The 22,954-nt window shown below is 61.6% G+C and carries 24 protein-coding genes, 1 tRNA gene and 1 riboswitch; of the genes, 16 read left to right on the top strand and 9 right to left on the bottom strand.

From position 1 onward, the window contains the following. Positions 1-9: 9 nt before the first annotated feature. The gene (locus UB90_RS17295; protein WP_065326140.1) at positions 10-744 is read right to left on the bottom strand and encodes a helix-turn-helix transcriptional regulator; all 735 of its coding nucleotides are present in this window, start codon (positions 742-744) and stop codon (positions 10-12) included. Positions 745-885: 141 nt separating this feature from the next. On the opposite strand from UB90_RS17295, the gene UB90_RS17290 reads away from it, so the two are divergent. After that, positions 886-1,422, top strand: a complete 537-nt coding sequence (locus UB90_RS17290; protein WP_065326124.1) for a peroxiredoxin-like family protein — start codon at positions 886-888, stop codon at positions 1,420-1,422. 115 nt (positions 1,423-1,537) lie between these two features. Beyond that, positions 1,538-1,789, top strand: coding sequence for a WGR domain-containing protein (locus UB90_RS17285; protein ID WP_005675380.1), 252 nt, complete (start codon positions 1,538-1,540; stop codon positions 1,787-1,789). A 28-nt stretch (positions 1,790-1,817) separates the two neighbouring features. Here the strand turns inward: UB90_RS17285 and UB90_RS17280 are convergent, their stop codons facing one another. Then, the gene (locus tag UB90_RS17280; RefSeq protein ID WP_065326141.1) at positions 1,818-2,207 is read right to left on the bottom strand and encodes a DUF2147 domain-containing protein; all 390 of its coding nucleotides are present in this window, start codon (positions 2,205-2,207) and stop codon (positions 1,818-1,820) included. A 200-nt stretch (positions 2,208-2,407) separates the two neighbouring features. Between UB90_RS17280 and hisA the strand changes: the two genes are divergently transcribed. Beyond that, positions 2,408-3,130 (top strand): 1-(5-phosphoribosyl)-5-[(5-phosphoribosylamino)methylideneamino]imidazole-4-carboxamide isomerase, encoded by a 723-nt coding sequence (hisA, locus tag UB90_RS17275; protein WP_065326142.1) that lies wholly within the window; start codon positions 2,408-2,410, stop codon positions 3,128-3,130. 281 nt (positions 3,131-3,411) lie between these two features. Beyond that, positions 3,412-3,894 carry a DUF2867 domain-containing protein gene (locus UB90_RS17270; RefSeq protein ID WP_065326125.1) on the top strand — a complete coding sequence of 161 codons (483 nt, stop codon included), beginning with the start codon at positions 3,412-3,414 and terminating at the stop codon, positions 3,892-3,894. A gap of 39 nt (positions 3,895-3,933) precedes the next feature. On the opposite strand, the gene UB90_RS17265 is transcribed toward UB90_RS17270, so the two are convergent. Beyond that, complete coding sequence (locus UB90_RS17265; RefSeq protein ID WP_065326126.1) at positions 3,934-4,377, bottom strand: DUF302 domain-containing protein; 444 nt, start codon at positions 4,375-4,377, stop codon at positions 3,934-3,936. A 208-nt stretch (positions 4,378-4,585) separates the two neighbouring features. Here UB90_RS17265 and hisF point away from each other — a divergent pair, with 208 nt between their 5' ends. Both hisF and UB90_RS17255 read left to right on the top strand, forming a co-directional pair. Continuing rightward, positions 4,586-5,347 (top strand): imidazole glycerol phosphate synthase subunit HisF, encoded by a 762-nt coding sequence (gene hisF / locus UB90_RS17260; protein ID WP_039982953.1) that lies wholly within the window; start codon positions 4,586-4,588, stop codon positions 5,345-5,347. Continuing rightward, positions 5,344-5,661 (top strand): phosphoribosyl-ATP diphosphatase, encoded by a 318-nt coding sequence (locus UB90_RS17255; protein WP_065326127.1) that lies wholly within the window; start codon positions 5,344-5,346, stop codon positions 5,659-5,661. The genes hisF and UB90_RS17255 overlap by 4 nt, the downstream gene beginning before the upstream one ends. 352 nt (positions 5,662-6,013) lie before the next feature. Here UB90_RS17255 and UB90_RS22860 read toward each other — a convergent pair. Continuing rightward, positions 6,014-6,097 (bottom strand) — tRNA-Tyr (locus UB90_RS22860). A 119-nt stretch (positions 6,098-6,216) separates the two neighbouring features. Between UB90_RS22860 and rlmB the strand changes: the two genes are divergently transcribed. The 4 genes from rlmB (at position 6,217) to UB90_RS17235 (ending at position 8,792) form a co-directional block, all read left to right on the top strand. Next, positions 6,217-7,005, top strand: a complete 789-nt coding sequence (gene rlmB, locus UB90_RS17250; protein WP_065326128.1) for a 23S rRNA (guanosine(2251)-2'-O)-methyltransferase RlmB — start codon at positions 6,217-6,219, stop codon at positions 7,003-7,005. Positions 7,006-7,191: 186 nt separating this feature from the next. Then, positions 7,192-7,365, top strand: coding sequence for a hypothetical protein (locus UB90_RS23155; protein WP_227512101.1), 174 nt, complete (start codon positions 7,192-7,194; stop codon positions 7,363-7,365). 172 nt (positions 7,366-7,537) lie between these two features. Beyond that, positions 7,538-8,020, top strand: coding sequence for a YHS domain-containing (seleno)protein (locus UB90_RS17240; protein WP_065326130.1), 483 nt, complete (start codon positions 7,538-7,540; stop codon positions 8,018-8,020). Positions 8,021-8,327: 307 nt separating this feature from the next. Beyond that, positions 8,328-8,792 carry a CoA-binding protein gene (locus UB90_RS17235; protein ID WP_005612631.1) on the top strand — a complete coding sequence of 155 codons (465 nt, stop codon included), beginning with the start codon at positions 8,328-8,330 and terminating at the stop codon, positions 8,790-8,792. Between the two features lie 60 nt (positions 8,793-8,852). On the opposite strand, the gene UB90_RS17230 is transcribed toward UB90_RS17235, so the two are convergent. Together UB90_RS17230 and bioB are read right to left on the bottom strand one after the other, a co-directional pair. After that, a complete protein-coding gene (locus tag UB90_RS17230) occupies positions 8,853-9,371 on the bottom strand; it encodes a DUF2478 domain-containing protein (RefSeq protein ID WP_065326131.1) in 519 nt (172 codons plus the stop codon). 76 nt (positions 9,372-9,447) lie between these two features. Continuing rightward, a complete protein-coding gene (gene bioB, locus UB90_RS17225; RefSeq protein ID WP_065326132.1) occupies positions 9,448-10,425 on the bottom strand; it encodes a biotin synthase BioB in 978 nt (325 codons plus the stop codon). Between the two features lie 216 nt (positions 10,426-10,641). Next, a riboswitch (TPP riboswitch) is annotated at positions 10,642-10,762 on the top strand. Between the two features lie 120 nt (positions 10,763-10,882). On the opposite strand from bioB, the gene thiC reads away from it, so the two are divergent. Then, on the top strand, positions 10,883-12,697 hold the full coding sequence (gene thiC, locus UB90_RS17220; RefSeq protein WP_065326133.1) for a phosphomethylpyrimidine synthase ThiC: 1,815 nt from the start codon (positions 10,883-10,885) through the stop codon (positions 12,695-12,697). 166 nt (positions 12,698-12,863) lie between these two features. On the opposite strand, the gene UB90_RS17215 is transcribed toward thiC, so the two are convergent. Genes UB90_RS17215 through UB90_RS17205 form a run of 3 tightly spaced genes read right to left on the bottom strand, consistent with a single transcriptional unit; the run spans position 12,864 to position 15,457 of the window. Continuing rightward, positions 12,864-13,637, bottom strand: coding sequence for a LamB/YcsF family protein (locus UB90_RS17215; RefSeq protein ID WP_065326134.1), 774 nt, complete (start codon positions 13,635-13,637; stop codon positions 12,864-12,866). A gap of 27 nt (positions 13,638-13,664) precedes the next feature. Beyond that, entirely contained in the window at positions 13,665-14,690 is a 1,026-nt protein-coding gene (locus UB90_RS17210; protein WP_065326135.1) for a 5-oxoprolinase subunit C family protein, read from the bottom strand. Further along, positions 14,687-15,457 carry a 5-oxoprolinase subunit B family protein gene (locus UB90_RS17205; protein ID WP_065326143.1) on the bottom strand — a complete coding sequence of 257 codons (771 nt, stop codon included), beginning with the start codon at positions 15,455-15,457 and terminating at the stop codon, positions 14,687-14,689. The genes UB90_RS17210 and UB90_RS17205 overlap by 4 nt, the downstream gene beginning before the upstream one ends. Before the next feature lie 136 nt (positions 15,458-15,593). On the opposite strand from UB90_RS17205, the gene UB90_RS17200 reads away from it, so the two are divergent. The 5 genes from UB90_RS17200 to UB90_RS17180 all read left to right on the top strand — a co-directional run bounded on the left by UB90_RS17200 (position 15,594) and on the right by UB90_RS17180 (position 22,793). Then, on the top strand, positions 15,594-16,508 hold the full coding sequence (locus tag UB90_RS17200; protein ID WP_065326136.1) for a LysR substrate-binding domain-containing protein: 915 nt from the start codon (positions 15,594-15,596) through the stop codon (positions 16,506-16,508). A gap of 93 nt (positions 16,509-16,601) precedes the next feature. After that, on the top strand, positions 16,602-17,756 hold the full coding sequence (locus UB90_RS17195) for an aromatic ring-hydroxylating oxygenase subunit alpha (protein WP_065326137.1): 1,155 nt from the start codon (positions 16,602-16,604) through the stop codon (positions 17,754-17,756). After that, a complete protein-coding gene (locus tag UB90_RS17190) occupies positions 17,753-18,022 on the top strand; it encodes a hypothetical protein (RefSeq protein WP_065326138.1) in 270 nt (89 codons plus the stop codon). The genes UB90_RS17195 and UB90_RS17190 overlap by 4 nt, the downstream gene beginning before the upstream one ends. 98 nt (positions 18,023-18,120) lie before the next feature. Beyond that, the gene (locus UB90_RS17185) at positions 18,121-19,356 is read left to right on the top strand and encodes a metallophosphoesterase family protein (RefSeq protein ID WP_074712536.1); all 1,236 of its coding nucleotides are present in this window, start codon (positions 18,121-18,123) and stop codon (positions 19,354-19,356) included. Continuing rightward, positions 19,356-22,793, top strand: coding sequence for an ATP-binding protein (locus UB90_RS17180; RefSeq protein ID WP_065326139.1), 3,438 nt, complete (start codon positions 19,356-19,358; stop codon positions 22,791-22,793). The genes UB90_RS17185 and UB90_RS17180 overlap by 1 nt, the downstream gene beginning before the upstream one ends. Positions 22,794-22,954: the final 161 nt, after the last annotated feature.

The following is a 22,954-nucleotide window of genomic DNA, read 5'->3' as shown; positions in this document are numbered from 1 at the left end:
AGCCCAGCCTCAAGCCGCGCTTTGCCTCAGGGAGACCGGCGCCACGCCGTAGGCTTTGCGAAAGGCGCGGGTAAACCCTTCGGGTGACTCATACGCATAGCGGCGGGCGACGGCCTCGACCCGGTCGCCCCGAAGCAGATCCTGCCGCGCCAGCGTCAACCGCCAGCGCCGCAGGTATCCCATCGGCGTCTCGTTCATCTGCGCTGAGAACAGCTCAGAGAACCGCGACAGCGACAATCCCGCCTCCTGTGCCAGATCAGCGGTGGTCCAGACCCGTCCCGGCTCATCATGCATCGATACAATCGCGCGGGCCAACCGCTGATCGGCAAGCCCTGCCAGCAGGCCCGGCTCTGCGGTGCCTGCCTCGATCAGATGGCGCAGCAGCCGCACCATCAGCGCCTGCCCGAGACTGGACAGAACCGATTCCGCCCCGCAGCGATGGGCCTCAAGCTCCTGCCGCATCAGGTCCAGAATCGCGGCCAACTGTGGGGTTTGTGACAACGCCACCTCGACCCGCTGCGGCAACGCCGCCACCAAAGGGTTATGCGCCCCGTCCCAGTCCACCCGCAGCGCAAGGCAGAGCGCCCCTGCCGCAGCCTCCGTGGCCTGCACTGTGCTGCCGGGGGTAAACAGCAGGGTCTGCACGCCTGTGCGCCCTGTCAGAACACACAGATTTGCACGCGGACACGCCGCGATATCCACCCGCATCCGAAACCGGGAAATAAGACTGGTGAGACGGTCCATCACATCCTCCGCATACGCATATTCGGCGCACATCCGGTTTTTAGGTCAGTTTTTTCGGAATTACCAAGCACAAATGCGTGCGATAGAGATCCCACACAGCGCACCGACCTCATGTCGGCCCCAAGCATACCGGAGTTGCCCATGCTGATCCCTCGCCAGAAAACCCCTGCCCTGTCACTGCCTTTGCTGGGCGGCGGCCAGTTCGACCTTGCCTCTGAAGTCTCCGAGCGCGGCACTGTCATCTGTTTCTATCGCGGCCTGCACTGCCCGATCTGCGCCACCTATCTGAAAGAGTTCGAAAAGCGCGCCGCAGATTTTGCCGAACGCGGCGTCAACTGCATCGCCATCAGCTCTGACGACGAGGACCGCACTCGGTTGATGGCCGAAAAGATCGAAGCCAAAAATCTGCGCTTTGCCTATGATTTGCCGCTGAATGTCGCCAAGGACTGGGGGCTTTATATCTCGACGTCGCGCGGCACCACCTCGATCGGCATTGAAGAACCTGCACTGTTTTCCGAGCCGGGCCTGTTCATGGTGACGCCGGAGCAGACGCTCTATTATGGCTCCGTGCAGACCATGCCCTTTGTGCGCCCGCATTTTTCCGAACTGGTGGCGGCGCTGGATTTTGCCATCGCTAACAATTATCCGGCGCGCGGCGAATACACCGGCAGCGGCTGAGCCTGAACCTATATGTCCTGCATCACCGGTCCCCTAAACCAATGTGAGCAATGGACATCGCCTTGCTAAAAAGGCATATGGGCCTGACCACTTTCACGGTCAGGCCCACTTCCACTTGTACTTGCGTTTCGAAAAATTCAGCCACCGGGACGGGCAGCATCGCTATCTGGTGCTGAGCTTGACGCCGACACTGTTCGGCGACTGGTGCGTGGTGCAATCCACCGGCCCGATCGGCCAGCCCGGCGGGCAGGAGCGGCGTAACTACTGCCCCACCCTTGATGAGGCGCAATCACTGTTTGAGAGCACGCGGGAGCGGCAGGTCAAACGGGGCTTTGTGCCGATCCCGGTGCAGATGGGGCTGTTCTGACCCTACCACATCCAGGTTTGAACGCGCGTTACTTCACCCGCGTCCAGGTCTGTTTCGAACAGATCAGCCCACCCGCCACACAGCCACGCAGGCGCAGGCTGTCGCCGCTCAGATCCATCTTGCCGATGTAGATCTTATTGTTGGAGGGCCGCCAGACCTTGCCCTCATAGGCGCCGCCGCCCTGCGGGACCATATCGATCACCAGCGTTTTTCCGAGGTTCGGAGATTTATACTCGCCGCTGTCATTGAAGGTGCGCGCAATGGTACCGCAAACGGCGCTGCCGCAGGGTTTCATCGCCACATGCGCGTAAGAGCCATCATCTGGCTGGGTCTTCCATGTGCCCTCGACCGGATCGGCGGCAAAGGCGGCTGTCGCCAGCCCAAGCGTCACGGCAAGGGTTGCAATCATTTGTTTCATGGTCATTCGTCCTCCCTATGGGTTTGAAGTCTGACCGAGGCGTGCGCATTCAGGCAAGATTGACCTCGGGTCGCCTTGCCTGAATGCGCCTCTCGGAACCGCCCACAGGGCCGTTTGATGCGGCCTGCGTTGCAATTCGCCGTGACCTTGGGCAAAAGAGCAGCCGACATATCTCCTCCATGACCAGAAGGGCCCCGCCGATGATCCTCTACCCTGCCATTGACCTCAAGGACGGCCAGGCCGTGCGGCTTCTGCATGGTGACATGGATAAGACCACCGTGTTCAACGATAATCCGGCCGCGCAGGCGCTGGAGTTCGTGGCGGCGGGCTGTGAATGGCTGCATCTGGTGGATCTGAACGGTGCCTTCGCCGGGGAGCCGGTGAACGCCGCGCCGGTTGAGGAGATCCTGAAGCAGTGTCAGGTGCCCGCGCAGCTTGGCGGTGGTATCCGCGATATGGCCACCATCGAGCGCTGGCTCGACAAGGGGCTGGCGCGGGTGATACTTGGCACCGTGGCGGTGGAGAACCCCGATCTGGTGCGCGAGGCGGCACGGGCGTTTCCGGGCAAGGTCGCGGTTGGGATCGATGCGCGTGGTGGCAAGGTTGCGACCAAAGGCTGGGCGGAGGAAACCGATGTCGACGTCACCGATCTGGCGAAGTCCTTTGAGGACGCCGGCGTTGCGGCGATCATCTACACCGACATCATGCGCGACGGCGCGATGAAAGGTCCAAACATTGACGCCACCGCCGCGCTGGCCAATGCCGTGTCGATCCCGGTGATCGCCTCTGGCGGCGTGTCCTCGCTCGACGATCTGCGCGCGCTGAAATCCTGCGGCGCGCCGCTCGATGGCGCAATTTCGGGCCGCGCGCTCTATGATGGCGCGATTGATCTCTCTGAGGCGCTGGCGGTCCTCAAAGGCTGATCGTCCCTGCCGCACAGGGCCTTGCGCCTGCGGCTGTCCGGTCGACCTGTTCATGAGGTGTTTCGCTTCGGGCTTTGCCCGAAGCGACCGCGGAGGCGCGTGTCCTGCGGACACGCGCCTCCGCGCCCGGCCCAACGCCGAAAGATCCTCGCCAAAGGCGGGGATTGCATCGGGGGCGGGAGCCTTCCCCTCGCTGGAGAACGCAGCACTCGATCTGCGGCACCTTGCCCACTGGTGCCACACGCCTGAGCCTGTCACGCTCCCTGAAAAGGAGCCTCGCCATGCCGAAGATCGAGACCAGCCCGCTGCCAAAAACCTCCACCCTGTGGAGGCTGGTTCAACCGGGTGACTTCATCGATGGCTATGCGGTGGAGAGCCGCCTCGGCCCACGAGAGGCGGCGGACATCGGCCTCAGCATGCCCAAATGGGCCAGCGCTCTGCTGGCCTTGCGCAACCGCATCGTGCGCCCTTTGGGCCTCAAGACCGAAGTGAGCGATTCCGGTGAAGGCGCGATTTTTCCGGTCACCTATGAAGATGCGCAGGAGGTGATCCTGGGAACCGATGACACCCACTTGAATTTCCGCATCTGCGTGCGTCAGGAGGCAGGTCGCATTCACATGGCGACTTGGGTGCATCGTAACAATTGGCTGGGACGGATCTACCTGATGGTGGTGATGCCGTTTCACATCCTGATCGTGCGCGATTCCATGCGCCGGATCGCGCGCGCAGACGCGCCTGCTGCCTCAGCGCAAACGCCGCACTAACGCAGCCCTCACGCCGAGACAGGGTATTCCTCAAACCTGCTACTGCGTTGCGGCCTCCGAGAGTTTTTGCAGCGCAGCAGTCATGCCCGCGATGAATTCAGCATTGGCTTTGATATCCAGGCCCTCGAACATCATCACCGGGTCCTCATAGGTGAGCCAGACCTTGCCCTCGCTGTCCTCATAGGCCAGCGCCTTGAGCGGCAAAAACAGCCCCGCGCGCGCATCAGCCTGCATCGCCGCTGTGCCGATCTTGGGGTTGCCAAAGATCAGCAGTTGCGAGGCGGCAAGCTCCTCGCCAATGCCTTCGGCCCCTTTGGCATGATCGACGCGGGCAAACACGGTCGCGCCCGCCTTGTCCAGCGCCATTTCGAGCGCATCCAGTGTTGCAGGCACGGAATGGCGGCTCTCGACTTTGACCAGATCCGCAAGGGCGGGCACGGCGCTCATCAGGGCAATCGCGGCAGCGGTTACAAAGGTTTTCATAAGATCTCCTCAATCACAAATGGACGATTTGGCGCAAAATCTGGCGCGCGCCACCGGGCTTCGCCAGTCACAAACGCGACAAGCGCTGAAATCGGCAAAGACCGGCCACCCCCTGCCCCGCGCCTGCCCCGCGCCCACCTCGTGCAATTCGCACGCCCGCGCGCAAAGCCCTCTTTTCCCGCAGTCGGTTCCGGTCCATAAGGCACATATGCTTAAGACCCGTCTCATTCCCTGTCTCGATGTCGCCGATGGCCGTGTGGTCAAGGGCGTGAATTTTGTCGGCCTGCGTGACGCAGGCGATCCGGTGGAGGCCGCGCGCGCCTATGACGCCGCCGGTGCCGATGAGATCTGTTTCCTCGACATCCACGCGACCCACGAAAACCGCGGCACGATGTTTGACATGGTGCGCCGCACTGCCGAGCAATGCTTTGTGCCGCTCACCGTGGGCGGCGGCGTACGCACCAAGGACGATGTGCGCGCGCTGCTGTTGGCGGGGGCCGATAAGGTCTCTTTCAACTCTGCTGCGGTGGCCAACCCGGATGTGATCCGCGAGGCCGCCGACCAGTTCGGCAGCCAGTGCATCGTCTGCGCCATCGACGCCAAATCCGTCGCTCCCGGCAAATGGGAGATTTTCACCCATGGCGGGCGCCGCGAGACCGGCATCGACGCGGTGGAGTTCGCCCGTCTTGTAACCGCCAAAGGCGCGGGCGAGATCCTGCTGACCTCGATGGATCGCGACGGCACCAAATCGGGCTTCAACCTCGAGATGACCCGCGCGATTTCCGATGCGGTGGATGTGCCGGTGATTGCCTCTGGCGGTGTCGGCACTCTGGATCACCTCGTGGATGGTGTGACCAAAGGTGGCGCTAGCGCAGTGCTGGCCGCATCGATCTTCCACTTTGGCGAATACACGGTGCAACAGGCCAAAGAGCACATGATCGCCAATGGCATCCCGATGAGGCTCCAATGACTCTGCTGCATGACCTCGAACAGACCATTCTGTCGCGCAAGGGCACCGATCCAGACACCAGCTGGACCGCGAAACTCCTGTCCAAAGGGCCGGAGAAATGTGCGGAGAAATTCGGCGAAGAAGCCATAGAGGCCATCATCGAGGCGGTGAAAGACGACAAAGCCGGGCTCGCGTCTGAGGGCGCGGATGTGCTCTATCATTTCCTGGTGATGTTGGCCGCGCGCGATGTGGCGCTGGATGATGTGCTTAAGGTTCTGGCCGAGCGTCAGGGCCTGAGCGGCATCGCCGAAAAAGCAGCACGCCCCAAGGGATAGACCCTGCCCCGCTTTGCGGGCTCTCCCCCTGCCAGCAAGGAGCGACACCCTGAAGGCGCGGCAAGACGTGCCACCAAGGCCGCGGCGGCTTGAGCGCGCCCCTCTGCCAAACACACCTCAGCATAGAAAACGCAGGCGATGTGTTTGGAGTTGCTTGCCCCTGCTCGCCCCTGCTCGGTGGCGTGCGAACATATTCTATGCCGGGGGAAAGAGGGAGCAAAACCACGCACAGCATCGCCGGCGCAGGGATGCGATGTTCGTGCGCAACTTCACAGAGCGCGCAAAAATCGGATAATTTTCAATCCGTTACATATGTATCATCGGGAGTTTAAATACCATCTCAGAAGTGAGATGGTGGGCGACCCTGGAATCGAACCAGGCGTGCGTCTCCGCGAGGGAGTTACAGTCCCCTGCCACACCTTGCGGCCTGTCGCCCACTGTCAGAAGCTTGTTGCACCTAACGTGGAGGCGTGATTACAAGCACCCCAATCGGGCGTCAACAGCAAAAGCACAACTTTTTTCGCCCACCTCGAATTTTGTTTTCCGGAGCGCGCCATGAACAAGAAACCCAGCAAGAAACCCTCTTGGGTGGTGGACAAAGAGAAGGCCAAGAAAGCTGCATCTGCCGAGACCGTCTGGCTTTTTGGCCTTCATGCTGTGCGCGACGCTCTGCTGAATCCAAAGCGTGAAAAACTGCGTCTTGTGGTGACATTGAATGCCCACAACAAACTGGAAGATGCGATCACCGCCTCTGGGGTCACCCCCGAAGTGGTCGACCCGCGCAAATTCTCAGTGCCGATCGATCCCGGTTCGGTGCATCAGGGGGCGGCGCTGGAAGTGAAGCCTCTGAACTGGGGGGGCCTCGATGAAAACTGTATCGGGGCTGAGGTCCCGCGTGTGATCCTGCTGGACCGGGTGACAGATCCTCATAACGTCGGTGCGATCCTGCGCTCTGCCGAGGTGTTGGGAGCCTCTGCGGTGATCGGCACCCGGCACCATTCGGCGCCAGAGACAGGCGCGCTCGCCAAGACCGCATCGGGTGCGCTGGAACGCCAGCCCTATCTGCGGATGCGCAACCTCTCGGATACCATCGTTGCACTGCAACAAATGGGGTATCTGGTGCTGGGGCTGGACGGTGAGGCCGAAGAAACCATCGAAGAGGCCGTGGCAGGGCGCACCAAAGAGCCGATTGCGCTGGTGCTTGGCGCGGAGGGGCCGGGTTTGCGGCAGAAAACCAAGGAAACCGTGGATAAACTGGTCAAAATCGACGCAGCGCGGGGTTTTGGCTCGTTGAATGTTTCAAATGCGGCTGCACTCTCCCTATATGCATCTCTGAAGGGTTGAGGCACACAGGAGGTCCCCATCGCACATAAGAGCATTCCCGGAGGCAAGCTGATCATTTGCTGTTATTGCGGCATGCAATCGGCCTTTGTCCCTGATGCAGCCCTACACGCGCTGGTCTGTGGCACCTGTGGCGCCCCCCTCTCGGCCCAAAAACAACGCCCCCTCAGCGAACACAAGGGGGCGAAAATGCCAACGGCGGCAAAACCAACCAAGGCGAAAAAGCCCAAGAAGTCCAAATCGGGGGACTGGGGCGCGCTCGCTTACGAGTTGGCCAATGCCAAGCTGATGAAGAAACATAAGAAGAAAAAGAAGTCCTCCTGGAAGAAAGTCTTTGATGTGATCGAGGATATTTTCGACTGAAGGAAGGGCGCGCCGGTTCAGGGCAATCGCATCTGCGCAGTTGCTGTGTCCTCACGGCTGCAGTGGAGCGCCGCTTTGCGCACAGAGCATTCACTTTCCCGTTTAGTCCCTTTTCTGATGACGCGAGCTTGGGCATTCTCCGGCGCGATACGAACAAACGGAGATCTACCGGGTGCTGACCGACTGTCTGACATATATTCTGCGTGGCACGGGCCTTGCTCTTGCGCTCGGGGGGGCGGTGTCGCTTTTGCCCTCGACCGAAGCCAAGGCACAAACGGTGTATGTGGCGGTGCAGGATGGGCTGGCGATTGGGGGGTATGATCCGGTGTCCTTCCATGTGGCGCATGAACCGATGAAGGGGCATGAAGACCACGCCTTGATGTGGAAAGGGGCGGTCTGGCTGTTTCATTCAGCGCAAAATCAATCCCGGTTCGAAGCCAATCCTCGTGCCTTTGCACCGCGATTTGGCGGTCATTGCGCCTATGGGTTGGCGCGTGGGAAAGTCTTTGAAGGCGATCCTGACACATGGGAAATTGTGGACGGGCAGCTCTATCTTTTCCGCTCACCGCGCGGGCGCAGCCTGTGGCTGGAGGATCAAAACCAGATGATCGAGGCCGCCCTTGCAGAATGGCCCGACGCGCTGCATCAGGACTGATCCGCTCAGCCTGTTTTCCGCGCTGACGTCGCAGCCCGCGGTGTGGCACTGGCGCTCTTGTCAAGTTGCAAAGCTCGCACCTTATTCACGAAAACGAGAGCGCCCCTTTTTTTGGAATATAAACGCCCCAGATTCTCAATCAGACTGTGGCACTGGAACCGCCATAGATCTTTTTCACTGTCCCTCGTTCCACACCTCGCGCCCGAAGCAATTTCGGGCGCTTTTTTCTTGCTCTGATGGGGGACCTGTTCGCCCACCCCGCGCGAGAGGGCTTGCGCGCGCGAGGCGCGGCTTACACAGTGTCTTTATGTATTCTGATGCGCTCCTGACCGATATCTTGCGCCGAACACGCAGCATTGCCGTGGTCGGGGTCTCTGCCAATCCCGTGCGACCGAGTTTTTATGTCGCCCGATACCTGTCGCTGAAAGGCTACCGGGTGATTCCGGTCAACCCCGGCCACGCTGGCAAGGAGCTCTTTGGTGAGACCGTGCGCGCGACGCTTGCCGATATTGATGAGCCGGTGGATATGGTCGATATCTTTCGCCGCTCAGAAGCGGTCCCGGAGATTGTCGACGAGGCGCTTATGGCCTTTGCATCGTTGCAAACGATCTGGATGCAGATCGGGGTCGAGCACAAAGACGCGGCAGCACAGGCTGAAGCGCGTGGCGTCACGGTGATTCAGAACCGCTGTCCCAAGATCGAATACCAACGCTTGTTTGGCGAGTTGCGGCAGGGGGGCTTTGCCACTGGGATCATATCGTCAAAGCTCTGATCCCGCCGGGGCGCTGCCCCGGACCCCGAGATATTTTTGAGAAGATGAAGAGGCTGGGCCTCAGACCGGTTGGGAAATTGCAGCCTCAACCCATGCCACCAGCGCATCCAGATCCGGGGCGGCTTCTTGAGAGACGCCTTCGGCAAAGCTCTCGAAGGCGGCGACATTCATGCGATTGACGCCGCAGACCACGGGCAGCCCCATGGCCAGCGCCTCGCCGATGAGGGGGCGCATGCCGCGCCCGTCGGCCTCATGTTTGCCGAATTTGTTGACGATCAGGACTTGTGGGGCCGGTGTTGCGTCCAGTGCGCTGGTCACAAGGCCAACCGCCCGTTCGAGCGCCTCTGGATTAAGGCGACAGCCGCGGGCCCCTTCGCCCAGCGATTGCGAGATGCGGATGGTTTCGCCGTCGGGCAACACGCGCACGTCCATATCGCAAAGCTTGTTGTCATAGCATTCGGTATTGGTCTGCACGATGCCTGCGGTGCGGATACCCTGTGCGGCGAGCCGCTCTGCCAGAGCGGTCAGCAGGCGATCCGTGGCGCCGCGTTCGGTGGTCATCACATAGGCAAGCTGCATGGGGTCGTCCTTTGCATGTCTTCCGCGCGAGCCTAGCGTGAAAGATATGCCGCCGCCAGAGCGCTGTTGTCGCAGATTAGCGCGTACCGTGCGTTCCCGCGGCCATAGCGCTGAGGCCGAGCCGGGCAAAGAGCGCCTCATCCGCGTCCTCTTCTGGATTGTCCGCCGTCAGCAGCGTGTCGCCCATAAAGATCGAGTTCGCCCCGGCAAAAATGCACATCGCCTGCAGCTCATCGCTCATTTCGGTGCGCCCGGCCGAGAGCCGCACATGCGCGCGCGGCATCAGGATGCGGGCCAGCGCGATGGTGCGAACGAATTCGATCGGATCGAGCGGAGGCGTGTCGGCCAGTGGCGTATCTGCCATCGGAATCAGCATGTTGATCGGCACAGATTGCGGATGTTCCGGCAGCGTCGCGAGGCTCAGCAGCATGTCGATGCGGTCGCCGCGCTCTTCACCCATGCCAAGAATACCGCCCGAGCAGACGTTGATCCCGGCCTCGCGCACCCGTGCCAGGGTTTCTAACCGATCCGCAAAACTGCGGGTGGTGATGACCTCCGGGTAGTAGCGCTCCGAGGTGTCGATGTTGTGATTGTAGTAATCCAAACCCGCATCCCGCAGGCGCAGCACCTGATCCTGCTCCAGCATACCAAGCGTCATGCAGGTCTCCATCCCCAGCGCCTTGACGCCTTCGATCATCGCTTCCAGCTGAGCCATGTCGCGCGCCTTGGGGCTGCGCCATGCCGCGCCCATGCAGTAGCGCGTGGCACCAGCGTCACGGGCCTTCTTGGCCTCGGCGATAACACGCTGCACCTCGATCAGTTTGGACGCCGGAAGCTGCGCGCCATTGCGTGCCGATTGCGAACAATAGGCGCAATCCTCGGCGCAGCCGCCGGTCTTGATCGACAGGAGGCGCGATTTCTGCACCGCGTTGGGATCAAACATCTGGCGGTGCAGGCTCTGGGCCTGAAACAGCAGATCCATGAAGGGTTGGGCATAAATCTCCTCTGCCTCCTGTCGGGTCCAGTCGGTGCGGATAAGGGGCGTATCGAGCATGGAAAAACCTCGCTGGGCAGATGGCAGGGGACACGCCAAAGGCGATCTCCCATTTTATAGATAATATATAAAATGAGTCGCAAGAGTTTAAATCCTTGATTTTCAGTCGCCTTGAAGGCGTCTCCCCCGCCTGACCGCCCGGAAGACGCGAAAAGAGGCCCATTGAAAGGGCGATGGAAAATTCGCTTGACGCACCACGCTCCCCTCCCCTACCCCTAAGGCACGCAGGGGAGTCCCGCCGAGGGGACTGAGAGGCAGACAGGGGGAAATCCCGGTGACGCGACCCTTAGAACCTGACCCAGTTGATACTGGCGTAGGAAGCTAGGACAGTCGCGCACCGCCCCCGTTCAGGGCGCGTTCGCGCTGATCTGATACGGCAGGATCTGAACACCCTGCCCCGTTTTCCTGAGGCCCGGCTCAATTGGTGTTTTTGAGAATGGACTCGAGGAGCACCAAGATGAACGTCCCCAACCCAAAGATCACCACAGGCGCATTGCCCGCCTCTCGTAAGATCTATGTGGCAGGCGAGATGCATGAAGGCATCCGCGTGCCGATGCGCGAAATTGCCACCCACCCCACCGCGGGCGAGGCGCCGCTGCCGGTCTATGACAGCTCCGGGCCCTATACCGACCCCGATGTGTTGACCAACATTCGCGACGGATTGGCCCCGTTGCGCGCGGCGTGGATCAAGGCGCGCGGCGATGTTGAGGCCTACACTGGCCGGGATGTGACCGCTGCAGACAATGGTTTTGTCAAAGGTGACCGGCTGGTGCCGGAATTTCCTGTAAAACCGGCCCCTTTGCGCGGGGTGAATGATGCAGCACCGACCCAGCTGGCCTATGCGCGCGCAGGTATCATTACGCCCGAGATGGAGTTCGTGGCGATCCGCGAAAACCAGCTCCGGGAACTGTCGCCCTGTCATGGCGCCCGCGACGGGGAGGATTTTGGCGCCAATATCCCCGACTATGTGACGCCGGAATTTGTACGCGCTGAAATCGCCGCAGGGCGCGCCATCATCCCCGCCAATATCAACCACCCGGAGTTGGAGCCGATGATCATCGGTCGCAATTTCAAGGTGAAGATCAACGCCAATATGGGCACTTCCGCCGTCACCTCCTCGATGGAGGAAGAGGTGGACAAGCTGGTCTGGGCGATCCGCTGGGGCGCGGATACGGTGATGGATCTCTCAACGGGCCGCAACATCCACAACACCCGTGAGTGGATCATCCGCAACAGCCCCGTGCCCATCGGCACCGTGCCGATCTATCAGGCGCTGGAGAAGGTGAACGGCATCGCCGAGGATCTGACCTGGGAGGTATTCCGCGACACGCTGATCGAGCAGGCGGAACAGGGCGTCGATTACTTCACCATCCACGCAGGCGTGCGGCTGCATATGGTGCCGATGACCGTGGAACGCGTGACGGGGATCGTGTCGCGCGGTGGCTCGATCATGGCGAAGTGGTGCCTGCATCACCACAAGGAGAGCTTTCTCTACGAGCATTTTGAGGAGATCTGCGACATCTGTCGGCGCTATGATGTGTCGTTTTCATTGGGCGATGGGCTGCGTCCCGGCTCGATTGCCGATGCCAATGACGCCGCGCAATTTGCCGAGTTGGAAACGCTGGGAGAGCTGACCAAGATCGCCTGGGCCAAGGACTGTCAGGTGATGATCGAAGGGCCGGGCCATGTGGCCATGCACAAGATCAAGGAGAACATGGACAAGCAGCTGGAGTGCTGCCACGAGGCGCCGTTTTACACGCTGGGCCCGCTCACCACGGATATTGCGCCGGGGTACGATCACATCACGTCTGGCATTGGCGCGGCGATGATCGGCTGGTTTGGCTGCGCGATGCTCTGTTATGTGACGCCAAAGGAGCATCTGGGCCTGCCGGACCGCGATGACGTCAAAACCGGGGTGATCACCTATAAGATTGCCGCTCATGCCGCCGATCTGGCCAAGGGTCTGCCCGGCGCGCAGCGGCGCGATGATGCGCTCAGCCGCGCGCGGTTTGAATTCCGCTGGGAGGATCAGTTCAACCTGTCGCTCGACCCGGAAACGGCACAGAGCTTCCACGATGAGACCCTGCCCAAAGAGGCACATAAGGTGGCACATTTCTGCTCCATGTGCGGGCCGAAATTCTGCTCTATGCGGATCAGCCACGACATCCGCGCCGAGGCTCAGAAAGAGGGGTTTGAGGCGATGGCCGCGAAATTCCGCAAGGGCGGTGAGCTCTATGTGCCATTGAAGGAAACCGCGCCAGAAGAGGCCTGAGCGCAGCCGTGTCCACCCGCTGCGCTGCCTGTGCGCCTTTTTAGGCGCGCGGGCAGCGCCCGGCCCAACGGGAGGTCGGGTCCCACCTTGAAAAGGTGGGGCATGACCGACGGGCGGGAGCCTCCCCGCCGCAACCTACCCAAATCAGGCCGAGATCAGCGCCTGATCAGAGCGGCTTGCCTTCGAACTGCTGCAAGGTGACACCTGCCGCCTCAAGCTGGCGACGCACCGCGCGCGCGATGTCCAGCGCCTCGGGCGTGTCGCCGTGCAGGCAAATGGTGTCGATGCGTGCCGGAATACGGCTGCCGTCCTCGGCCAGAATCGCGCCCTCTTTCACCATCTGGGTGATCCGCTGCCCGGCGCGATCCGCATCGTGGATCACCGCCCCCGGCAGCGCGCGGTCCACAAGGGTGGCATCGGCGTTATAGGCGCGGTCGGCAAAGATCTCGCAGGCGACATTGCAGCCCAAGGCCTCGGCTGCGGCCTGTTGCTGGGTGCCCGCCATCACCATGATGATGATTTCCGGTGCCACCCTCAAGGCAGCCTCATAACAGGCGCGCGCCATGTCATGATCGGCTGCGGCCATATTGGCCATGGCCCCGTGCAGTTTCAGGTGACGTACCTTGCCCCCGGCGGCCTCTGCCATAGCCTGCGCCGCCCCCACCTGATATTGTACCAGATTGGCCAGGCTCTCATGCGGCAGGTGCAGCTTGCGGCGGCCAAAGCCCTGCAGATCGGGAAAGCCCGGATGCGCGCCAATGCCAACGCCGCGCGCCACCGCATCGGCCATGGTGCGCGCCATCACATCCCAATCGCCCGCATGCACACCGCAGGCCACATTGGCCGAGGTTACGACATCCAGCACCTCAGCATCGCGCCCCATCACCCATGGGCCAAAGCTCTCGCCCATGTCGGCATTCAGATCAACGGTAGATGTCATGGCACATGGCCCTCCTCGGTCTTTGGTTTACAGTCCCTCATCCAGCTCACGGCCAGCGGTAACACCGCCCACAAGCTGATAGGACAGAAGATCGCGCATGCTGGCCGGGTCGCGCAACAGCGGCGCAAGGCGCGACGGCAGACGCTCCAGATCCGCCAAGGCGCGGCGTTCCAGCTCTATGGCCTCGTCCAGTGAAACCAGCGTGAACCGGAACTCTGCCCCCGCCTGTGCCTGCGCCACACGCGGCATATCGCAGGGCAGCACTGAGCCGATGCGGGGATAGCCACCGGTGGTCTGGCATTCGCTCATCAAGACATAAGGCGTGCCATCGCCTGTGACCTGAATGTCACCGGGCGCGATCACCTCAGACAGGACACTCAAGCCCCCCTCAAGCGCAAACCCCTGCCCCTCTGGCAAGAGCCGCACACCCATGCGATTGGCGCGGCTGTCGCGGCTGAACCGGACCTCTTGGAAGCGGGCCACCTCCGCATCGCCAAAAAGGCCGGTCTGAAGGCTTGGCACCATGCGCAAACGGCCGCCCTCCAGACGGGGTTCCGGCTCAAGCGTCATATTGACCGCACCACCTGCATCACGGCCCAAGGGCAGCTCGGTGCCATCTGTAAGTCGCGCGCCAAGGCCCGACGCGAGATGCGCACTGCGCGCGCCAAGCTGCAATTCGCTTGCAATGCCACCGCCAAGGTGCAGATAGCCGTAAGACCCTGCCCGCACCGCGCCAATGGTCAGTTGCACCCCCGCGGGCAGCAGGTGGCTGGCGTTCCAGCGCAGCACCGTACCATCCTGAAGGGTCGCCCCCATGGGCGCGCCGGTGAGGGCGATTCGCGTGTCATGCGTGACCTCAAACGTGCCGCCAAGCCCGGCCATTTCAATCGCCGCCGTGCTGGGGTCATGCCCCAAAAGAGCCGCCCCCTCGTAGAGGGCCAGCCGATCCGCGGCCCCGCCACGCGACAGGCCGAACACCAGATAGCCGCTGCGGCCAAGGTCCTGCACGCTGAGGCCCGGCCCCGCGCGGTGAATAATCAGACGCACGCTCATGCCAGCACCTCGGATGTGGCACCACCATCTGCGCCCGCTTCTTCAAGGGCGGCGTAGCGCTCGGGCGAGATCGGCTCAAACAGCACCTCATCGCCGGGGCGCAGCACAAATGGCTCTGGCGCGTCGGGGCGGAACAGGCGAAAGCGGGTCTGGCCGATGTGACGCCAGCCGGTGGGGGTGGTTACGGAGAACAGGACGATCTGGCGGATCGCCACCACCACCGCACCCTCGGGCACCTGCGGCGTGAGCTCGGTCTGGCGCGGAATATCAAAGGCAGGCGGCAGCTCGCCCAAGTAGGGCTGACCGGGGGCAAAGCCGATGGTCTGCACCCGCAGCTGGGTCTGCGCGATCTGCTGGATTGCCTCATCTGGGGTCAGCCCCGCACGCGCGGCGGCCTCCTCAAGCTGGGGGGCGAGATCGGTGCCAAAGACCGTTGGCACCCGCCAGAGCCGGCGCCCCTGCGGCAATGCTGCGTCATACCAATCACGCGTTTTCAGCAATGCCTGAACCTGCGCCATCATCGCGTCATGGGCACATCCCAAAGGATCAAACCGCAGATAGGTCGAGACCAGCGAGGTGGAGGTTTCCTCAATTGCCGCCCAGCCAGCCGCCTCGACCGCAGCGCGAAACGCAAGGGCGGCGCGGTTGGCGGGTTCGCTCAGACTGTCGGCAAAGCGCACCACCACGCCGTCAAATCCGGCGGTTGCGACCTTGGGCCATTGCTTATCCCCTGCGGGGACCGGAGCAGATGAAGGGCTGTTTGTCATGGCATATGACTGCCAGCGGTTGCGGCGAAACACCAGACCCAAATGTCGGTAGTGACTGGCCTTTTGTCGGGAAGCCTCTCGCCAAGTGGCGGCTTGCGGCCCATAGTTGCAAGACCCTAGCCATGAGCACGCATGTATGTCTCGCCGCCATTATAACCTGCCGCCTCTGACAACGCTCACCGCTTTTGAAGCGGCGGCGCGGCATCTGAGCTTTAAGCAGGCCGCCAAGGAACTGTCGGTAACCCCCGGCGCGGTCAGCCATCAGGTGAAGGCGCTGGAGGGCGAATTGGGTGTGGCCCTGTTTCGGCGCAAACATCGTGGGGTGGAGCTGACGCCACCGGGGCGGACGCTCTATGACACGCTGGCCGCCTCGCTCACCAAAGTCTCCCAAAGCCTGCAGGCGATCCGCGACCAAGGCAGCGCGGGCGTGGTCACGGTGGGGTCGACCACGGCAATGGCCTCGATGTGGCTATCGCCTGCGGTGATCCGGTTCTGGCGCGATCATCCGGAGATCAACATCAACCAAGTGGTGCGCGACCGCGCCTTTACCACCTCTGCCGAGATGGATCTTTATATCTGGTATGGGCGCGAAAAGGATCAGCGGCTCGATCAGTTTCCGCTTTATCGCGACCGGTTGCTGCCCGTCGCCGCTCCGGAAAAAGCCGCAGAACTGGCGGGGGCGGACCTTGATCTGCTGGCCCGGCAAAGGCTGATCCATCTAGAAGGCGACGATATCAGCTGGACCAAATGGCACGATTGGTTCCGCCAGCTTGGCTACAGCGGCCCGGTGGCCTCGGGCATTCGGGTCAATAACTACTCCATCGCGTTGCAGGCCGCGCGCGACGGGGCTGGGTTGACGCTTGGATGGGAGCGGCTGATTTCGCCCCTCACCGACCGGGGCGATCTGCATGTGATCCCGCCGCATGTCCTATCCGCACCGGAGCGGTTTTTTCTGGTCAGCAAACCCGAAGAGGAACTGACGCCCAGCGCGCGGATGCTGCGCGACTGGATAATCTCAGAGGCCAGCCAGCTCACGGATGAACCAAGCTAACCTGTGAGTGAGATTTTCTGATATTGAGGGCATCCCCCCCGCGTCTCATCCTCGACGGAATATCCTTGCCACGTCAGTTCGCAGGAGAGCCTGATGAACAAGCCAAGCACGCTTCAGTCTGTCATGACTTCGGTCAACCGGGCCAATGGGCTGCCCAATGCCCATTATATTGACCCGGTGGTTTTTGCCGAGGAACGCGCCTCGGTGCTGTTTGCCAGCTGGTCCGGTGTGGGCTTTGGCAAGGACATTCCCGAACCGGGCGATGCCAAGCCCGTGGATTTCCTCGGCGTGCCGCTGTTGTTGGTGCGCGATCAGGACGGGGCCATTCATGTCTATCAGAACACCTGCCGCCACCGCGGGATGATCCTTGTGGAGGAGGCAAAAAACATCCGTGGCACCATTCGCTGCCCCTACCACAGCTGGTGTTACAGCCTCAAAGGGCAGCTGCGAGCCGCACCCCATGTGGGCGGTGTGGGGCAAAACACCCATGAGGACGTGAAGATGGCGGAGCTGGGCCTTGTCTCCTTTCGCGCGCATGTGTGGCAGGATGTGATCTTTGTGAATATCGACGGCAAGGCCGCACCCTTTGAGGAGGTGCATGCAGAGCTCTTGGACCGCTGGCAGGAGTTTGACCGCCCCCTGCATCACGGCGGGCCGGAAAGCTCGTTGAAACTTGAGGTCAACACCAATTGGAAGCTCGCCGTGGAGAACTATTGCGAGAGCTACCATCTGCCCTGGGTGCATCCGGGTTTGAATAGTTATTCCCGGCTGGAAGATCACTACAACATTGAATCACCCGGAAAATACTCGGGCCAAGGCACGCTGGTTTATCGCCAGTTGCGCGGCGCCGAAGGTGAGGTTTTCCCCGATTTCGACGCGCTCAGCGACAAATGGACGACCGGCGGTGAATATGTTGCCGTTTATCCCAACGTCCTCTTGGGCGTGCAGCGTGATCATACCTTTGCCATCGTGCTGGAACCTCGGAGCTGCGAGCAAACGGTCGAGCATATTGAGCTTTATTACGCAAAATCCAGCGCCGAGACGCCGGAACTCGATCCGTTGCGCCACCAGAACGCGCAACTGTGGAAGACCGTCTTTGAAGAAGACATCTTTGTTGTTGAGGGCATGCAAAAGGGCCGTCATGGGCCAATGTTCGACGGCGGGCGGTTTTCGCCTGCGATGGACGGGCCGACGCATAACTTCCATCACTGGGTCGCCACCCAAATCGAGGCCGGGCGCGCGTCATGAACGCAGAATGGACGCAAATATCCCCGCAGGAGGCCGCAGCGCTCCATGCAGCGATCCTTGCGGCTCATGCCAATCACGATCTGGAACGACTGGTCGAGCTTTACGCAATTGCTGCTGACAGCAAAGAAAGAGAAGGCGATGTGGATGCCGCCTGTTTCTTTCTGACGCAGGCCTTTGTTTTTGCGTTGGAAACCGGAATTTCCCGCGCCCATGAACTGAACCGGCGCCTTGTGGCCTATGGCCGCGCATGGCCGCTGGAGCCTTAGGCGCGGGGTCAATCGCGGCGGGCACGGGCTGAGAGCGGCTTTCGCTATTGTTTTGCAGTTGAAATCTTGGTTCATTCGGCCCCGATAAGGGGACCCACTTGATAAAAATCCTGCATACCGCCGACGTTCATCTAGATTCACCACTGCGATCACTTGCCCTGAGAAACACCGGCTTGCGTGACACCATCGCGGCGGCGTCGCGGTCTGCTTTCAGCCAGTTGATTGACCGCGCGATTTCCGAAGAGGTGGCGGCGTTGTTGATCGCCGGGGATCTCTTTGACGGAAAAGAACGCACCGCACGCACGGGCGCGTTCTTGCTGGCGGAACTGGATCGCCTCGGAGAGGCCGGGATCAAGGCGTTCTACATCAAGGGCAACCATGACGCGGAAAACCCGATCACCGGCACGCTCGACCTGCCCGGCCATGTGCATGTGTTCGATGCGCGGGGTGGCAAATATCAACTGACCGAAGATGTCTGGATACACGGGGTCAGCTTTGCGGATCGCCACGCGCCCGACAGCCTATTGCCGCGCTTCAAATCTCCGGTGTCGGGGGCGGTGAACATCGCCATGCTGCACAGCTCTCTTGGTGGGGCGGCGGGTCACGATGAATACGCCCCCTGCAGCGTCACGGAGCTGGCAGGCATGGGGTTTGACTACTGGGCGCTTGGTCACATCCACAAGCGGCAGGTTCATTCCAGCGCGCCATGGGTGGTGATGCCCGGCATTCCCCAAGGACGCGACATTGGCGAGGCAGGCCCAAAATCCGCCACCCTGCTGACAATCGATGGTGGGCACATCGAGATCAGCGAAGTGCCTACATCCGTTGTCGAATTTGTCCAGACCGAACTGGACGTCACAGATGCCGATAGCGATGAGGCCCTGCGGGTGCTGCTGAAGGATCATCTGACCGCGATGCGAAACGCGCTCTCGGCGCCTCAGGGTGTCCTGCGCCTGACGCTGACCGGTCGCCCTGCCCGCCATTGGCAATTTCTCAGGGACCGTGATGTTTGGATCGAACAGTTGGAAGAGCTTGCCCAGAGCCAAGGCAGCCTCTGGATCGACAAGCTGCTGTTCGCCTTCTCGCCGCCAAACACGGACGAGCGCACCAGCAGCGCCGCAGATGAGCTGGCCGCGACAATGGCGACCATCCGCACCGAGCCGGGGTTTGCAGACCATGCCCGCGCTGAGGTGGAAACCGTCCTGCAGGATCTGCCTGCTGCCCTGCGCGATAAGCTGATGGCGGATGAAGCCGCCCGCGACGCCCTGATCGACCGGCTGACCCAAGCGGGCGCCGATCTTGTGCTGGCGCAGATGAAGGGAGTGGAAAACTGATGCGGATCCAACGGCTTTCTCTGGACCGTTTTGGCCATTTCACCGACCGGCAGTATGATTTTGGATCTGGGCGCGACGGGCATGATTTTCACATCATCTACGGCCCCAACGAGGCGGGTAAAACCACCACGATGGAAGCGGTCCTGCGGCTGTTTTACGGTTTTCCGATGCGCGAGAGTTATGCCTTCCGGCACCCGCGCAAGAACCTGCAAATCTCTGCCACATTAGAGATTGAGGGGGCGTTGCGCAATTTCACCCGCCTGCCCTCCCGCAGCGGGGCCTTGGTGGATGAGACCGGGACCGCAGTGCCAGAAGCCGCCCTCTCTGCACATCTGGCGGGCCTGTCGGAGTTGGACTATCGCCGCCTCCTTTGCCTTGATGACGAGACGATCGAACGCGGCGGTGAGGAGATCGCAAACGCCGAAGGTGACATCGGGCGTCTGCTCTTTTCCGCCGCCGCGGGCGTCGCGGACCTCAGCAGTGTGTTGGATGGCATCCGCGAACGGGCTGATGCGCTCTGGAAAAAGCGCGCAAGCACCACCCGTATGGCCGAGTTGAAACGCGCCTTGGCGGAGGTCGACAAGGACATAAAAGCGCGCGACGTAACGGCCAGCGCGTGGAAGGCCCTGAAACGCGACCTCGCAAAAGCGCAGGACGCTGAACTGAGCGCGCGTGAGACCCGCAATGCGTTGAACACCGCCAAGGCCCGGACCGAGGCACAGCGGCGTGCCTTGCCACTGGTGGCAGAAATTGCCGAACTGGAACAGGCCATTGCGCCATGGTCGGCCTACCCCACACACCTTGATTTCAATCCTGAACGTCTGATCGAACTGCGCAGTGATCGCGGTGTCGCCTCACAGAATATCGCGCGGCTGAGCGACGAGATTGCCACCCTACAGGAAGAGCGCGCCCGCCTCTCGGTTGCGCCGGCAGGGCTTGAGCTTGCGGGTGCCTTGCAGGCGCTTGAGGATCTGGCCGCACGCGACCGCACCGCACGGCTTGACCTCGGCAGACGGCAGGACGAGCAGCAGGCGGCTGAGGTGGCGATGCGGCAGACGGCGCGGGATCTTGGCATCGTATCGCCAGACGCGGATTTGCAGGACCTTGTCCTATCCAGCGCCGATATTGCGCAGCTGGAAACTGTCAGAGAAACCCTGCGCGCCGCCAGTGCCGCCGCAGAAGCCGAGGCGCGCGAAGTCGCTGACCTGCAAGAACGGGTGAATGCCGCAAACCAAGCCCTGAAGGACACTCAGCCCGTGGCTGATCCGGCCCCGCTGGTCGGGGATATCTTGCTCCGTTTCGATGCAGAGAGCCTTGCCCCCGCCCATGCCACAGCACTGCAAGCCATTGAAACCGCGAAGATCAAGGCAGGTCGGTCCCTCTCGGCGCTGTCATTTGCGGGTGCTTCATTTGACAGCTTGCCCGCTTGCCCCTGCTCTCGCCCGCAGGCGGTACTCTGGTCCGAACGCCACCAAGAGGTGCTGCGTGAGCTGCGTGCGACACAGGAAAAACGCGACGCACACCAAGAGGACGCAGAAGCGCGCGCGGCTCAGGCCCGTGTGCTGACAGAGGATGCAAAGGTCGTTTCTGACAGCGAGGCGGAAGAGTTGCGCGCGCAGCGGGATACCCGGTGGGCAGAGCATCTTGCGGCCTTGACCCCAAGCACCGCCAACGGCTTTCACACCGCGATGCAACTGCACGATACCGCTGCCGACGCGCGATTGACCCAGTCCCGCGAATTGGCGCAATTGCGTGAGATCCGGCAGGCTGAGGCCGAGGCTCGTGCACGCGCAGCGCAAGCACAGGTGCGCATCACAAGCCTGCACGACGCGTGCAGCGATATTGAGCGGGACGTCCACGCGGCAGCGGCTCAGGTGGGGCTCACCGCTCCTCTGTCACCTGCCGAGTGGCTGGAGTGGGTGCAGCTCCACGAGGTTGCCAGCGAAGACGCGCGGAGCCTTCGCGAGACACAGGAGGCTCATCAATCGACATTGCGGCGGGCGGAGGCCCTGATGACGGAGCTTGCCGCCGTCCTGCCGTTTGCTCCGGCTGATCTGAACACGGCCCTGGCCACCGCACGCCGCCTGACTGAAGAAGAGCGCAAACAAGCTGAGGTTCGCACCAAGACCCAGGACGCCCAGCAACAGGCAAAACGGGATCTCGCCCAGCGCGAGGCGCGCCACACAAAAGCACAACGCGCAAAAGAGGATGCAGAGCAGGCGTGGCAGAGGCTGGTTCAGAACCTTCTTGGCGCAGGGTTTGCGCCCGAGCGCCTCATGGCCTCGTTAGAGCCACTGCGCGCGTTGCGCGAACATGAGAAAACCCGCGCTGGCGCGGCCCGTAGGGTCGTGACCATGCAGACGGACCAATCGCAATTCGCCGAGGAAGTGGCCGCATTGGCCCGCGCCCACGATCTACCCCCGCAGGCGACAGCAGCCGAAACATATGCCGCGCTCAAGGCTCTGGCAGAACATGCGCGGGCGACCCAAGAGAAACAGGAGAGCCTCGATCATGCGCTTGAGGCCGCCAAGGCGGACAAAGCCGATCACAAAAGCAGGCAGGACGCCATTGATCAGGAGGTCGCGGCCATCGCGTCGGTCTTCCCGACCCCTGAGGCACTGCAGGATATCGACGCTCTGCGCGAGGTCGCAACCCGCGCGCAGCAAGTCATCGAGAGCCGCGCCAAATTGGACGCCCTCACCCGCCAAGTGCGCTCTGAACTGGACACCGATGATATCGACACCGCAAGAGCGCAGCTTGCAGAGACCTCGGTTTCTGAACTGGACGCAACGCTGGACAGCAACGCCTCCGACCTCGCGCACGCCGAAGAGCAGCTGACCCGTGCGATCCAAGAGCGAGTCACCGCCGAACATGCTCTTGCCGAGATCAAGGGAGACGATGCGATTGCCACTTTGGTCGAACAGAAGGCAACGCTGGAACTGCAACTCGAAGAGACCGCAGTCAAGCACCTTGAGCTTTCCTTGGGTCACCATCTCGCCTCGGATGCGATCCGACGCTACCGCGACAGCCACCGCAGCGGGATGCTCACGGCAACCGAACAGTGTTTTGCCAGTCTGACACAAGGGGCCTATCCGTCCCTCAGCACCCAGATCGATAAGGATAGCGAGGTTTTGCTGGCCGTCGACAAATATGGCGTAAGCAAGAGAGCAGATGAGATGTCAAAGGGCACTCGGTTTCAGCTCTATCTGGCACTACGCGCCGCAGCGCATGAACAGCTCGTGGCCCAAGGCACGACGCTGCCGTTTTTCTGCGATGATATTTTCGAAACCTTTGACGAGGCACGCACCAGTGCTGCCTGCCGCGTTATGGAAACCATCGGTGGGCGTGGCCAAGCAATCTACCTGACCCATCACCGCCATGTGGTCGACATCGCCAAATCCGTCTGCACGACACCGCCCATCGTTCATGAACTCTAGGTTCCGGGCGTTGGAAACGGGGTCAGCCCGGTTCAGCGTTTTTGCGCAGCGCAGCGCTGTTGAACCCACAAGTACTTGTCCATCAACGACGCCCCCTCAGAGTCAAGCAACTGTAGGTAAAGGAAAAAATATCGGACCCACACTTTTAGGGTCAGGATTCA

The organism is Tritonibacter mobilis, assembly GCF_001681715.1.
In the GTDB taxonomy this organism is placed as follows: Bacteria; Pseudomonadota; Alphaproteobacteria; order Rhodobacterales; family Rhodobacteraceae; genus Epibacterium; species Epibacterium mobile.
The sequence above is the reverse complement of the archived record's forward strand: the minus strand, read 5'-3'. Positions and strand labels throughout refer to the sequence as shown.

Coding starts and splice junctions, on each gene's coding strand:
- UB90_RS17295 (WP_065326140.1), bottom strand. CDS start 744: ATGGACCGTCTCACCAGTCTTATTTCCCGGTTTCGGATGCGGGTGGAT.
- UB90_RS17290 (WP_065326124.1), top strand. CDS start 886: ATGCTGATCCCTCGCCAGAAAACCCCTGCCCTGTCACTGCCTTTGCTG.
- UB90_RS17280 (WP_065326141.1), bottom strand. CDS start 2,207: ATGAAACAAATGATTGCAACCCTTGCCGTGACGCTTGGGCTGGCGACA.
- hisA (WP_065326142.1), top strand. CDS start 2,408: ATGATCCTCTACCCTGCCATTGACCTCAAGGACGGCCAGGCCGTGCGG.
- UB90_RS17270 (WP_065326125.1), top strand. CDS start 3,412: ATGCCGAAGATCGAGACCAGCCCGCTGCCAAAAACCTCCACCCTGTGG.
- UB90_RS17265 (WP_065326126.1), bottom strand. CDS start 4,377: ATGAAAACCTTTGTAACCGCTGCCGCGATTGCCCTGATGAGCGCCGTG.
- hisF (WP_039982953.1), top strand. CDS start 4,586: ATGCTTAAGACCCGTCTCATTCCCTGTCTCGATGTCGCCGATGGCCGT.
- UB90_RS17255 (WP_065326127.1), top strand. CDS start 5,344: ATGACTCTGCTGCATGACCTCGAACAGACCATTCTGTCGCGCAAGGGC.
- rlmB (WP_065326128.1), top strand. CDS start 6,217: ATGAACAAGAAACCCAGCAAGAAACCCTCTTGGGTGGTGGACAAAGAG.
- UB90_RS23155 (WP_227512101.1), top strand. CDS start 7,192: ATGCCAACGGCGGCAAAACCAACCAAGGCGAAAAAGCCCAAGAAGTCC.
- UB90_RS17235 (WP_005612631.1), top strand. CDS start 8,328: ATGTATTCTGATGCGCTCCTGACCGATATCTTGCGCCGAACACGCAGC.
- UB90_RS17230 (WP_065326131.1), bottom strand. CDS start 9,371: ATGCAGCTTGCCTATGTGATGACCACCGAACGCGGCGCCACGGATCGC.
- bioB (WP_065326132.1), bottom strand. CDS start 10,425: ATGCTCGATACGCCCCTTATCCGCACCGACTGGACCCGACAGGAGGCA.
- thiC (WP_065326133.1), top strand. CDS start 10,883: ATGAACGTCCCCAACCCAAAGATCACCACAGGCGCATTGCCCGCCTCT.
- UB90_RS17215 (WP_065326134.1), bottom strand. CDS start 13,637: ATGACATCTACCGTTGATCTGAATGCCGACATGGGCGAGAGCTTTGGC.
- UB90_RS17210 (WP_065326135.1), bottom strand. CDS start 14,690: ATGAGCGTGCGTCTGATTATTCACCGCGCGGGGCCGGGCCTCAGCGTG.
- UB90_RS17205 (WP_065326143.1), bottom strand. CDS start 15,457: ATGACAAACAGCCCTTCATCTGCTCCGGTCCCCGCAGGGGATAAGCAA.
- UB90_RS17200 (WP_065326136.1), top strand. CDS start 15,594: ATGTCTCGCCGCCATTATAACCTGCCGCCTCTGACAACGCTCACCGCT.
- UB90_RS17195 (WP_065326137.1), top strand. CDS start 16,602: ATGAACAAGCCAAGCACGCTTCAGTCTGTCATGACTTCGGTCAACCGG.
- UB90_RS17190 (WP_065326138.1), top strand. CDS start 17,753: ATGAACGCAGAATGGACGCAAATATCCCCGCAGGAGGCCGCAGCGCTC.
- UB90_RS17180 (WP_065326139.1), top strand. CDS start 19,356: ATGCGGATCCAACGGCTTTCTCTGGACCGTTTTGGCCATTTCACCGAC.